Annotated in this window: 10 protein-coding genes; all 10 read left to right on the top strand. The window is 42.5% G+C overall.

Translation table 11 applies throughout. The features are described from left to right. Positions 1-3: 3 nt before the first annotated feature. The 10 genes from CVT14_RS01910 (at position 4) to CVT14_RS01865 (ending at position 12,414) form a co-directional block, all read left to right on the top strand. A complete protein-coding gene (locus CVT14_RS01910) occupies positions 4-315 on the top strand; it encodes a 4Fe-4S dicluster domain-containing protein (RefSeq protein ID WP_009293870.1) in 312 nt (103 codons plus the stop codon). Continuing rightward, a complete protein-coding gene (locus CVT14_RS01905) occupies positions 312-1,442 on the top strand; it encodes a 2-oxoglutarate synthase subunit alpha (RefSeq protein WP_107849561.1) in 1,131 nt (376 codons plus the stop codon). The genes CVT14_RS01910 and CVT14_RS01905 overlap by 4 nt, the downstream gene beginning before the upstream one ends. Then, a complete protein-coding gene (locus tag CVT14_RS01900; RefSeq protein ID WP_107849560.1) occupies positions 1,432-2,277 on the top strand; it encodes a 2-oxoglutarate ferredoxin oxidoreductase subunit beta in 846 nt (281 codons plus the stop codon). The genes CVT14_RS01905 and CVT14_RS01900 overlap by 11 nt, the downstream gene beginning before the upstream one ends. Beyond that, complete coding sequence (locus tag CVT14_RS01895) at positions 2,274-2,825, top strand: 2-oxoacid:acceptor oxidoreductase family protein (protein WP_021087611.1); 552 nt, start codon at positions 2,274-2,276, stop codon at positions 2,823-2,825. The genes CVT14_RS01900 and CVT14_RS01895 overlap by 4 nt, the downstream gene beginning before the upstream one ends. Positions 2,826-2,865: 40 nt before the next feature. After that, positions 2,866-3,288 (top strand): heat-shock protein, encoded by a 423-nt coding sequence (locus tag CVT14_RS01890; RefSeq protein WP_107849559.1) that lies wholly within the window; start codon positions 2,866-2,868, stop codon positions 3,286-3,288. A gap of 428 nt (positions 3,289-3,716) precedes the next feature. Then, positions 3,717-5,555, top strand: coding sequence for an 8-methylmenaquinol:fumarate reductase flavoprotein subunit (gene sdhA, locus CVT14_RS01885; protein ID WP_107849558.1), 1,839 nt, complete (start codon positions 3,717-3,719; stop codon positions 5,553-5,555). A 9-nt stretch (positions 5,556-5,564) separates the two neighbouring features. Beyond that, positions 5,565-6,530 (top strand): 8-methylmenaquinol:fumarate reductase iron-sulfur subunit, encoded by a 966-nt coding sequence (gene sdhB, locus CVT14_RS01880; RefSeq protein ID WP_107849557.1) that lies wholly within the window; start codon positions 5,565-5,567, stop codon positions 6,528-6,530. Between the two features lie 2 nt (positions 6,531-6,532). Next, entirely contained in the window at positions 6,533-7,390 is an 858-nt protein-coding gene (gene sdhE / locus CVT14_RS01875; protein WP_103574011.1) for an 8-methylmenaquinol:fumarate reductase membrane anchor subunit, read from the top strand. A 322-nt stretch (positions 7,391-7,712) separates the two neighbouring features. Continuing rightward, entirely contained in the window at positions 7,713-8,210 is a 498-nt protein-coding gene (locus tag CVT14_RS01870) for a hypothetical protein (RefSeq protein ID WP_107849556.1), read from the top strand. Between the two features lie 16 nt (positions 8,211-8,226). Then, positions 8,227-12,414: a hypothetical protein gene (locus tag CVT14_RS01865; protein WP_159071736.1), complete on the top strand. Its 4,188-nt coding sequence runs from the start codon at positions 8,227-8,229 to the stop codon at positions 12,412-12,414. Positions 12,415-12,513: the final 99 nt, after the last annotated feature.

Genomic DNA, 12,513 nt, shown 5'->3' with positions numbered 1-12,513 from the left:
TATATGATCGTAAAAGAAAATGTCCCAGTTTGGGTCGATGAGAGCAGGTGTAAGGCCTGTGATGTCTGCGTGAGCTACTGTCCAGCAGGCGTGCTAGGTATGAGGCTCGAGCCAAAGGCGGTGCTTGGCAAGATGATAGAAGTGGTCTATGCCGACTCATGCATAGGATGCCGTGACTGTGAGCTTCATTGTCCTGATTTTGCCATTTATGTGGCTGATAAAGGCTTTAAATTTGCAAAGCTAACACCTGAGAGCAAAGAGCGAGCTGCAGCCGTAAAGGCAAATAAATTTGCAAAACTTGGAGAGAGCGCATGAGAGAGGTAGTATCAACTGGTAATGCCCTAGTAGCAAGGGCTGCAGTCGAGTGCGGCTGTAACTTCTTTGGCGGATATCCTATCACTCCAAGCAGCGAGATCGCCCACGAGCTAAGCGTGCTTTTGCCAAAACATGGCGGCACATTTATACAAATGGAGGATGAGATAGCTGGGATTTCAGTAGCTCTTGGTGCAAGTGCGAGCGGTGCTAAGGCGATGACTGCAAGCTCTGGTCCTGGAATTTCACTAAAGGCTGAGCAAATAGGCCTTGGCTTTATCGCTGAGATACCGCTCGTCATCGTAAATGTCATGCGCGGTGGCCCATCAACTGGTCTGCCTACCCGCGTCGCACAAGGCGATATCTTGCAGGCTAAAAACCCAACTCACGGCGATGTAAATATGATAGTGCTAGCGCCTAGTAGCCTAGAGGAGTGCTATACGCAGACGGTTCGCGCATTTAATCTCGCAGCTAGGTTTATGACGCCAGTTATGCTGCTACTTGATGAGACGATAGGACACATGCAAGCAAGGGTTAGTTTGCCAGAAATCAGCGAGCTAGAAATTTATAAAAGAAGAGAATTTAGTGGCGAGCCAAAAGAGTATAAACCCTACGAGGCGGCACCAGACGCGCCAGCCACGCTAAATCCTTTCTTTAAAGGCTATCACTACCATATAACTGGGCTCCATCACGGCGCTACTGGCTTTCCAACAGAAGATGGCAAGATCGTTGAATACTCTATGAATAGGCTGTTTAACAAGATAAATTTACACACTGATGAGTGCGAGAAATTTGAAGAATTTATGCTAAATGATGCTGAAATTTGTATCATCGCCTTTGGCAGCGTGGCTCTCTCAGCCAAGCAAGCGATATTAAATTTACGTGAAAAAGGGCTAAAAGTAGGGCTATTTAAGCCACTCACACTTTTCCCAGCTCCGGCCAAAAAGCTAAAAGAGATATCAGATAAATTTAAGAAAATTTTAGTCTGCGAGCTAAATTTAGGTCAATATAGCGGCGAAATTTCAAAGATCATCTTAAGAGATGACTTTGCAAAACTGCTAAAAGCAAACGGCAGACCGATAAGCCCAAGCGAGATCGAGGCGAAGATAGGAGAAATTTATGGCTTTTAATTATGATAAATATTTACGAACAGATAAAATGCCTACTCTTTGGTGCTGGGGCTGTGGCGACGGCGTCATACTAAAGGCGCTCATCCGCGCTATCGACACCATGGGCTGGGATATGAACGACGTTTGCGTGGTCTCAGGCATAGGCTGCTCTGGCCGCTTTAGCGGATATCTTGACTGCAACACCATCCACACGACTCACGGCAGAGCCGTAGCTTATGCCACTGGCGTAAAGATGGCAAACCCAGACAAGCACGTAATCGTAGTAACTGGCGATGGCGACGGACTAGCAATCGGAGGCAATCACACGATACATGGATGCCGCCGAAATATCGGGCTAAATCACATCTTAATCAACAACTTCATCTACGCATTAACCAACTCGCAAACCAGCCCAACCACGCCAAAGGGCATGTGGACGGTCACAGCGCAGTATGGCAACATCGATCCTAGCTTTGACGCCTGTAAGCTCGCAACTGCCGCAGGTGCTAGCTTTGTCGCGCGCGGAAGCGTCATCGAGCCAGAGAAGCTTACAAAGCTCTTTGTGGAGGGCTTTAGCCACGATGGATACAACTTTTTTGATGTATTTTCAAACTGCCACATAAATTTAGGTCGCAAAAACAAAATGGGCGAGGCGGTGAAAAATTTAGAGTGGATAAAGGGCCGCACAACTAGCAAGGTCAAATTTGACATGCTAAGTGACGAAGAGAAAAAGGGCGTTTTCCCACTTGGCGTGCTGCATAAAGATGAAGAAAAGATAGAATACACCAAGGCTTACGACAAGGTAAGAAGTGCTGCTATGAGCAATGAAGCGATAAATTTTGAGGAGCTAGCATGAAGTCACAACTAAGATTTGTCGGCGTTGGCGGACAAGGCGTCATACTAGCTGGCGAGATCCTCTCAGCTGCCAAGATAAAAGCAGGCGGATACGGTGTCAAGGCCTCTACCTACACATCTCAGGTGCGTGGCGGTCCAACGAAGGTCGATATCATACTTGATGAGAAAGAAATTTTATACCCTTATGCAAACGAGGGCGAGATAGACTTTATGCTTGCCACTGCACAGATAAGCTACAACGCCTTTAAAAGCGGCGTGAAAGAGGGCGGTGCGATCGTTGTCGAGCCAAATTTGGTAAAAGTGAGCGATGAGGATAAAAAGCGCTGGAAAATTTATGAAATCCCTATCATCTCTATCGCAAAAGACGAGGTTGGTAACGTCATCACACAAAGCGTCGTAGCCCTTGGCGTGGCTGTGGCGATGAGTAGGTGCATGGATGAAAATTTAGTGCGCGAAGAGATGCTAGCAAGCGTGCCAGCTAAGGTCAAAGAGGCAAACGCCAAAGCTTACGAGCTAGGCCTAAAATACGCAAAAGAGCTTTTAAAATAGAAAATTTGGCTAAATTTAAATTTAGCCAAAACCTCCCAAAATGGATCAGATAAAACTAGAAAATTTCCGCAAAGAATATGGCTTTGAGATGCCGATCGTTAGGAGCTTGCCGGCTGGTGAGTGCATAAAGATAAGAGAAAATTTACTTCATAAATTTAGCCTAGATGATATAGATGAGTTTTTTAAGATGGATAAATTTAGCAGGCTTGATGGCTTTAATGCAGACGAAGCAAATTTTGATATAAAAGCCGTTTTTAGCAAGCTTAACATCGCCACGCCAAATGAAATTTGCATAAATTTTAATAAATTTGAGAACATTGATATTTTGCATTTTGATGACCTTTCTAAATTTTTTAGCGATGTCTGGTATCCGTCACTTGATGACATTGAGATATTTGATATAAATTTAAGCTTCATTTTCTCAGTCAGACACTATGGGGCTATCTATTATTTTACTCTCTAGCTATCAAAAATTTACAAATTTATATGATTTTTGATAATCATACGATTTTTATCCCATTTAAATTTATTAGTTTTAATTATTTATTTAATTTTAAGTAATATCCTCAAAGATGCGTAAAATTGGCTATTTTATAACATCTTATCTATTTTTATTAATATATTGCGAGATAATATTATTTTTATCTTTATCAAAATAATAAATTTATAAGTAGTTGCCACAAATACGATAAAATGGTTATTTTATAAATGATTTTAGCTATCAAATCTCACTATATAACCTAAAATAAATCTTTATGTTTCTTTTAAGTAAATTTTATGTAAAGTTTCATTATTAATTTTTTTATTAATATAGTTGTTTTAAAAAATATTAAGAAATGAACTGGCGGTGCGTCTTAACGCTAATAAACTTATTAAAATAGGAAGTTATCAATGAGTGAAAAATTTACCAGAAGAGAATTTCTACAAAGCGCCTGTATCAGCGTAGGTGCGCTAGCTACAACAGCTGGTGCGACCAATGTTTTTGCTGGCGAGTTGCCAAAGGGCAATGAAAATGGCTTGCCATCTGTTGATGTGCTAATAATCGGCTCTGGCGGTGCTGGACTTCGTGCAGCAACAGCCGTTCGCAAGCAATATCCAAACTCAACCGTCGTTGTCGCTACAAAGATGATGCCATCACGTAACGCGACCTGTATGGCAGAGGGTGGCATAAACGGTGTTACTGACTTTAGCAACGGCGACAGCTTCAAGCTTCACGCGTATGACACCGTAAAAGGTGCAGCCTATCTTGCTGATCAAGATGCAGTTGTGAAATTTTGCGAGGCAGCAGGCGCAGTCATCCACGAGCTAGACTACAACGGCATGCTCTTTTCTCGTAAAGATAATGGCGATGTAGCATTTCGTTTCATGGGTGGCGCTAGCAAAAAACGCTGTAACTATGCAGCTGATAAAACCGGCCATGTTTTGATGCACGCCTGTCTTGACGACGCTATCACAGCTGGCGTTAAATTTCTAATGGATCATGAGCTACTTGAGATCGGTCTTGAGGACGGCAAAGTTGAAGGCGTCGTTCTTCGCAACATCCAAGATGGTCAAATTTACCCAGTTCTTTGCAAATCTCTAGTCATCGCAACTGGCGGATACACTAGAATTTTCTATAACCGCACATCAGTTCCATTTATAGCAACAGGCGATGGCATAGCTGCTGCGCTTAAAGTAGGTCTTGGTTTTGAAGACCCTGAGATGCTTCAGTTTCACCCAACTGGCGTTCAAAATGGCGGCACGCTAATCACAGAAGCAGCTCGCGGCGAGGGTGGTTACTTGCTAAACAACAAGGGCGAGCGCTTTATGAAAAACTATCACGAAAAGATGGAGCTAGCTCCTCGTGACGTCGTCGCTCGTGCTATTGAGACAGAAATTCGCGAGGGTAGAGGCTTTGGCGAGGGTATGAGCGCTTATGTACTTTGCGATGTTCGTCACCTTGGCAAAGATACTATCATGAAAAAGCTTCCAAAAATTCGCCACACTGCTATGCTTTTCCAAGACATCGACCTTATCGAGCAACCAGTGCCTATCCGCCCAACAGCTCACTACTCAATGGGTGGTATAGAGGTAGCTAAATTTGATGATATGAGTACAAAAATCCCTGGAATTTACGTAGGTGGTGAGGCTTCATGCGCATCTATCCACGGTGCAAACCGCCTTGGTGGTAACAGCCTAACTGACGCAGTTGTAACTGGCGATCTAGCTGGCAAAGGTGCTGGCGCTTACGCTCAAAATGCAAAATTTGCAAGCGGCAAAAAGACTTCTGAGCTAGCAAAAATGTGGCAAGATAAATTTAAAGCCATAGCAACAGGCGAGGGCGGCGTAAATGATATGTATGCACTTCGCGAAGAGCTTGGTAAAAACAACTGGGATCTAATGGGTATCTTTAGAACTGGTGCAAAACTAGATGAGCTTTCTAAAAACCTAGAAGCTATCCAAGCAAAATATGACACCCTTAAAGTGCCAAATCAAAACCCAGTCATGAACACAGCATTTACTGACTATGTCGAGCTTGGCAACCTTATACTTCTTTCTCGTGCAGCATGCCTTGCAGCGCAAAATCGTCTTGAGAGCCGTGGCGCTCACACAAGAGAGGACTATCCAAAAAGAGATGATGTAAATTTCTTAAAACACAGCATAGTCACACTAAAAGACGGCAAGCTTGAACTTAGCTACAAAGACGTTGTGACAGGCATATTTTCACTTGACGGCAAGAAGCCAGAGTAAGGAGCTAGGATGAAAATTATTATCGACCGCTTTGACGGAACTAAAAAATATGAATCAACTTATGAGCTAACAAATGAAGAGATCAAAGGCAAAACTCTTTTAACAGTGCTTTTTGACATCAAACAAAAAAAGGATGCGACGTTAAATTTCACAGCATCTTGCCGTTCAGCGATATGCGGTGCGTGCGCTGTTAGAGTAAATGGTCACTCATATCTAGCTTGCGATACAAAGATGAACGAGCTTTTGGCTGAGTATGACAACCCAGATACTGTTAGAATTTCACCACTTGGAAATTTCAAGGTTATCTCTGATCTTATGGTGGATTGGGAGCCAAGTATCGAAAATTTACGTAAGATCAAACCAAGCATCACTGCTAAGCCAGAATTTAGCGCTGCAAAAGGCTGTAAGCAAAGCCAAAAAGAGTACGACAAAGTCGCACTTGAATGGGACTGCATACTTTGCGGTGCATGCGCTAGCGAGTGTAATAAACTTGAAGCAGACGCGAGTGATTATATGCAGCCATTTGTATTTGTTCATGCTTATAGAGCTGCCTTTGACTCACGTAGCAAAGATCCTATGCCACACCTAAAACCAGCTATCGATAATGGCCTTTGGATGTGTGTAAAATGCCAAGAGTGTGCTGATCGCTGTCCAAAAGGCATAAGCGCATGCGCTGACATAACTGATCTTCGCATCATGGCTATACAAAAAGGCTTTAATGAGGGCATGGGACCAGATCACGCTGAGGCGTTCTTAACTGATCTAGTTGATGGCTCAGGCAGGCTAAATGAGGTTAGACTTGCACTTCGTTCAGAAGGCGTTATCAAAAATATGGGCAAACTAGACATCGCTGCAAATTTAATGCTTGCTGGCAAGATGAATCCGCTTCATGTATTTGGCGAAGAAGACATAGAAGGTCATGACGATCTAGTAAAAATGATAAATGCGGCTCGCAAAGCTGCTAGTAAGGAGTAATTATGCAAAATGAATTCGCTTTTTTCCCAGGATGCGTACTCACTCAAGCAGCTAAAGAGGCTAAGATGTCGCTTGAGGCCATCGCTCCAGTGCTTGGCTGGAAGCTTCACGAGATAAAGGGCTGGAGCTGCTGTGGTGCTCAACAAGCACAAGACGTAGATCCTATGGCTGCACTTGTAGCAAATGCTAGAAATATAGCGCTTGCAGAGCAGATGAATATGCCGATGCTTACGACATGCTCAACTTGTATGCTAACTCTAACAAGAGCTAAAAGCACACTTGATAAGGGCGCAAAAGATCGTATCAATACATTTTTAGCTGAAGGTAATATGAAATATAACGGCTCAACAGAGATCACAAGCCTTCTTTGGGAGCTTTACCAAAATGTTGATACGCTAAGAGCAAAGGTCGTTAAGCCACTTAGCGGACTAAAAGTAGCGCTATTTTACGGCTGCCACAGCCTAAGACCTGAAAAAGATCTACACAACAGAGAAAGCTCAGTCAATCCAAAGAGCTTTGAAACTGTTGTAAGCGCACTTGGTGCTACTATCGTGCCATTTGAGAAAAGACTTGACTGCTGCGGCTTCCACGCTAGCTATCCAGCTGGAAAATCAGTAAGAAAAATGTCAAGCCAGATCGTAAATAACGCTGATCAAAATGGCGCAGACGTAGTTGTAACTCCGTGCCCACTTTGTCAAATGCAACTTGACATCTATCAAGAGAGATACCAAGATGAGAACCACTCAGATGTTAGAAAACCTATCATCCACCTTTCTCAGCTTGTAGGTCTTGCACTTGGCCTATCTGTGGAAGAGCTAGGACTTGATCTAAACATCATCGACGCTAGCAAGATAGCGTAAATTTTATCCCACGTCTTTTGGCGTGGGAAATTTCAAACATAAATTTTTCAAAATAAATAAAAATTTGATAACAAAATAGTTTTAAAATTTACTTTGTGATATAGAAATTTTCTTACTGCTAAAATTTATTTAAATTTGCTCTTTTATATCATTGCAAAAATAGCGTAACATCAGGTGATCGCATTAAAATTTTATATAGGATAAAGAGCGGTAAAATGACAATTTTTTATATAAAATCACTTTATTTATTTTGTAATACTTTTGGCTATAATCGCGTGAAAATTTAAATGGATGTTTTAGTTTTAAATTTAAAGGATGAAAGATGCAAAGCGTTGGTGTCGTCGCAAAGATAAGTGGAAAAGTTTTTGTAAAACGAAACGGAAAGTTGATCTTGCTAAAGCAGGGCGACGAGATATTTTTGGGCGATGAGATCATCACGCAAAGCAGCAACGACACTATCGTTGTAAATTTCGACCACGCTGCACCTATCACGCTACTTGAACCACAAACTATCATCATCACAAAAGAGCTATCAAATGCAAAATTTGACGCCCAAGGCAATGAAGCACAAGTAGAAGAAGACAAGAGAAGGATTTTTGGCGAGAGCGAAGAGTCTAGTAGCAAAAGCAGCGACGAAAGCGCTCAAGGCTCTAGCCACCACTCTCATGGCTCAAGTCATGGTAGCGACGCAGCAAGCATAAATGGATCAAATTTTGACACGCAAGGGCACATCTCAAACGTAGTTTGGTTTGATGGCGGTACGCTAGAGCTACCAGCTATTATCTCAAGCGAGCCAGCAATGCCAGTTAGTTTCTATTAGCGGAGCAGCGCCAGTGGTGGCTGAACAAAAAGAGAGCGCTCCAGCTATACCAGCGCCAAGTATCGCACTTTTAAAAGATCTTGATGGCGATGGTTATATCAATATCGCAGAAGCAGGCGGCGATCCTAATCACACAAGCATGGCTGTTGCTTTTAACAACGACTTCAAACCAGGCGACAAAGTAACGCTAGAAGTTGTAAATAACGGCGTAAAAACCACGCTTTCTTACAAGGTAGATCCTGCAGGTACAAGCGTGATAAATGAAAACAATCCAAGCGAAATTTTGCCTATCACGCCAAATGCAACAAATCCAGAACAAAAAGAATTTATCATCCCAAGCGTTGCTATCACGCCAAATGCCCCGTTTAATGTAAGCTCTAGCATCACACTAGCAAATGGTGCTAGCTCAGCTCCAGCAAAGGCAGCCGCAAGTGTTGATACCGTTACGCCAGCTCTTAGCTTTACAAAGGTGGTTTTAGGCAAAGACCTAAACGGCGACGGCGTGATAGACGCTAGCGAAAATGGCTTTAATCCAGCCAGTAGTACGCCAAGCGACGATGCGAAGATCATTTTATCACCAAACATGAAAATAGGCGACAAGATAAAGCTCACCACCACCGATCCTGACGGCACTTTGCATGAAAAGACGCTTATTAAAACATCTAGTGGCACGCTTGTAGATAAAGATAGTGGCGAGAGCTATCCACTCACAAGTGAAAGCGGCGGAAATGTCGGCTTTAATGTGGCAAGTGCTGTTAAAATTTCATCATCAACGCCAACAAATGTAAATATCCAAATGATAAGTAAATCAGGCAACCCAGGTGCGACAGATACAGTAACTATCGCAAATAATAACGATCCGATCGCCGTTTTTACCCTTGATGAGAACAAAGACGGCATTATAAATGCAGCCGAACTAGCTAAAAGTGGTGGCACGGCGTCGCTTATAGATATCTACGTGCCAAACAACGCCGCAGTTGGCGACAAGATCCGCATAAAGGTCGATGACCCAGCTAGCACACCAACAAGTGTCACAAAGACCTATACTATCGCACCTGACGGACTTACTGCCACGCTTGATGGAGGTAGTGAGACTATCTCTATCCAAAATGGTAAGATCACAGTTACTGACCCTACAAGCTCAACTGATCCAAGCAGGAAAAAGCTAAGTACGACGATAATTGACGGCACAACTGGAGCTTTAAAAGCTTCAAGTGTGAGTGAAATTTCAAGCGATACAGTCGCACCTGTTAGGTCTCCGCACGTGCAGTTTGCAAAAGATAGCGATAAAGACGGCGTGCTAACTAGTAAAGAGAGTGGCTTTAGCCCTGATGGTGCGAAAACCTCTATAAAGATGAAAATTCCAAACGACGCAAGAGATGGCGATAAATTTGAGATAGATATCGCAGAAAGCGACGGCAAAACAGATAAGATAACCATTAAAATTTCTCAAAACGCATCCGGCGCATATAGTGCCACAAGAGATGATGGCGTAGCTATTAGTGTAAATAATGGCACCATAGAGACCACGACAAAACTTTATGGCGTTACGACAAATTTCACGACTACATTTACCGATAAAGCAGGCAACAAAGCAGACCCAGTCACAGACGAGATCACCGTAGACAACAGTATAAAGGTGCAGTTTGCAAGGGATAATGACGGAGACGGGCTAATAGATAGCATCACCACACCTTCTGGCTCACCATCAACCCAAAGCGACCTTGATATCTACGTGCCTAGCAACGCAAAACCAGGAAGCAATGTAAGCGTCACTATCTCAACTCCGACCATACCAGCTGTAACTACAACTGTCAAATACACAATAAGCGACGACGGACTAACCGCCTTGCCAAGTGACGGCTCAGTGCCACTTCCTATCGTGGATGGTAAATTTAGCATACCAAATGTCCCTATCTCGGTCGATCACTCTACGCCTGTTAGAGCCACTATCACGACACCAAACGAGGTCACCACGACAGATGGTGTTCGCGGCAGACTCTTTGACTTTGGAATTTTAAGCTACATAGATGACGTCAAGCTTGCCACGCAGATAGATGGCGGAGCTATAAATATCGCTAAATACCTTAGGGTAGAGGACTACGAGAAGGTTATCCAGAAAAACAACTTTGACGATGAGACCAAAACTATAAAAGAGTACAACATCTCACTTACTAATGACGAACAACCAAACATTGTATTTGGCGTGGACCGCGACCCTGGCACAAAGCTTCGTTTGGCGCTTGAGGATGATCATGGCAATGCCAAAATTTTACCAAGTGGGCAAACATATATAGATCTAACAGTCGGCGCAGATAAGCGTGTAAATATGGACTTTGAGGCCCTTGGTATAAAGCTAGATGAGAGATACTCAAACATAAGAGCGACCGTTTTAAAGAGTGATGGCACAAAGGATGATGATCTGATAGTTCACGTAGATCTAGACGCCACCCCTGATGCGATCGGCACTCCAACGGCAACTTCACATGTAACTAGTGTAGATATCTCAGGCAGTGTTGGCACCGATACGAGCGGTAATAACACTCTAAATAAAAACACTATAAACAAAGTAGATCTTTATGATCTGCTAAATTCCGTCCATAAAAGCTCTACTCTTGATGATACGCACAGCTACTCTGAAAATTTTGCCCTGCTAGCAAACAGCACTGGAGCAAATTTCATGATAAAAAATGCCGACACCGCAGGAAATGTCTCTGTTAGCACAGTAACTTTTATCGGCAATAGCGGCCTTGATGCTGATATGTGGTTTTATAACTACGTAGATCCATCGTGGAGGGCTAGAGTTGGTGGCGATTCTGGTGTTTACTCGCAGCGAGGGGGCAAATCCATCTATAAAGACTATATCAAAATTTACTCTCCAAGTGCCTCTACTACATATGACGTTGTGCAGTTTGCCTCTGGGACGCACTATAAGACCCTGTCTGATCAGGGCAATATGCATGCAGAAGATCTAGCAAGAGTGGGTAGATATGGCAGTGATGCCTTGTATGACGCATCTAATCCATACGCACCAAAGAAATTTAGAAACGGTGTAGATGCAACTGCTGGCACAGGAGAAAATATAAGCTTTGCAAATGGCACATTAAAAGGCAAGCCTGGCAACTACACGCTTGGAGAGTCAAACCCTGTTGGCTCTGACCTTGTCATGAAAATGGATGGTTGGATATATGTAAATGCTCCTGGAACATACTCGGTAAGAGCAGCAGACCTACATAACTATGTAGAGCTAACTATAAATGGCAATACACAAAAATTTGGAAGTGCAACAACATTTATAAATCCATCCACAGAGGTATCATATGGCAAAAATGGTCAATGGTGGAGTAGAGATTTTACATTTAATAAGGCTGGCTTTTATAAATTTGATATGGAGTATATGGACGGAACTGGCGAGATGAATTTATCTTTATACATAATGCAAAAAAATAGTGCGCCAGCTAGTGGACCTTATCCGATAGACACTTTAGTAGGATCAGAGCATAGCGGTACTCGCCTCTTTAGCAACAACTATGTTGAAGCACTCATTCAAAATGATTTTATAAAAAAGATAGGAGCTACAAATTCTTACGAGATAAATACAAGCAAATATAGCGAGGCAAATTTTGGAGACCCAATCTATCTAAAACAAGAAGGCGACGTAAAAGGCGGTAACCTAGATGATGCTTTTGTTTATAGTAAGGGCAGGGCGATAGACGGCAAAGGCGGAGTAGATACGCTTATAGTAGTTGATGATGTGGATTTTTCAAATTTAGACAATGTTAAAAAGATAAATAACTTTGAAAAAGTGCAACTTGGTAGTGCAGATCAGGCTGTTTCTATAAAATTTAGCCCAAATGGCATCTTTGACATCGTAGATAGTAGAAATACAAGAGATGCGAGCAACAGTGCGGCCAGCGAGAGTGTAAATACCGTGCTAAAGGTTATAGGCGACAGCAAAGATTTAGTACAGCTTACGCATGATTTTGTAAAAGCCACAAAAGCAGATATCACCACGCTAAATAATAAACATAGCGTTGTTGGCGATACTTATAACAAAGTAGATGTCACAAGCGATGGTGACGCGGTAAATCAAGTCTATAAAGCGACCTTTAATCGCCAAGAAGTTATCAATGGTAACACAATAAATTCAAAGCACACCGTTTTTGTCGAGATCCAAGATGGCGTACAAGTTGATCTGTTGTAAAACTCATATTGGTTCTCGCAAGAGGAGCAAGAATAGTCTATAAATTTAATTTTATGTAGTTTTATATGTAAAATAATATATAAAATTTTATGCAATAAA

Origin of the sequence: Campylobacter concisus (assembly GCF_003048445.1) — a bacterium.
Lineage (GTDB): Bacteria > Campylobacterota > Campylobacteria > Campylobacterales > Campylobacteraceae > Campylobacter_A > Campylobacter_A concisus_BF.
The sequence above is the reverse complement of the archived record's forward strand: the minus strand, read 5'-3'. Positions and strand labels throughout refer to the sequence as shown.

Bases quoted from the DNA above. Each gene is read 5' to 3' on its own strand.
- sdhB (WP_107849557.1), top strand. From the start codon at position 5,565: ATGAAAATTATTATCGACCGCTTTGACGGAACTAAAAAATATGAATCA.
- CVT14_RS01895 (WP_021087611.1), top strand. From the start codon at position 2,274: ATGAAGTCACAACTAAGATTTGTCGGCGTTGGCGGACAAGGCGTCATA.
- CVT14_RS01890 (WP_107849559.1), top strand. From the start codon at position 2,866: ATGGATCAGATAAAACTAGAAAATTTCCGCAAAGAATATGGCTTTGAG.
- sdhA (WP_107849558.1), top strand. From the start codon at position 3,717: ATGAGTGAAAAATTTACCAGAAGAGAATTTCTACAAAGCGCCTGTATC.
- sdhE (WP_103574011.1), top strand. From the start codon at position 6,533: ATGCAAAATGAATTCGCTTTTTTCCCAGGATGCGTACTCACTCAAGCA.
- CVT14_RS01900 (WP_107849560.1), top strand. From the start codon at position 1,432: ATGGCTTTTAATTATGATAAATATTTACGAACAGATAAAATGCCTACT.
- CVT14_RS01910 (WP_009293870.1), top strand. From the start codon at position 4: ATGATCGTAAAAGAAAATGTCCCAGTTTGGGTCGATGAGAGCAGGTGT.
- CVT14_RS01870 (WP_107849556.1), top strand. From the start codon at position 7,713: ATGCAAAGCGTTGGTGTCGTCGCAAAGATAAGTGGAAAAGTTTTTGTA.
- CVT14_RS01905 (WP_107849561.1), top strand. From the start codon at position 312: ATGAGAGAGGTAGTATCAACTGGTAATGCCCTAGTAGCAAGGGCTGCA.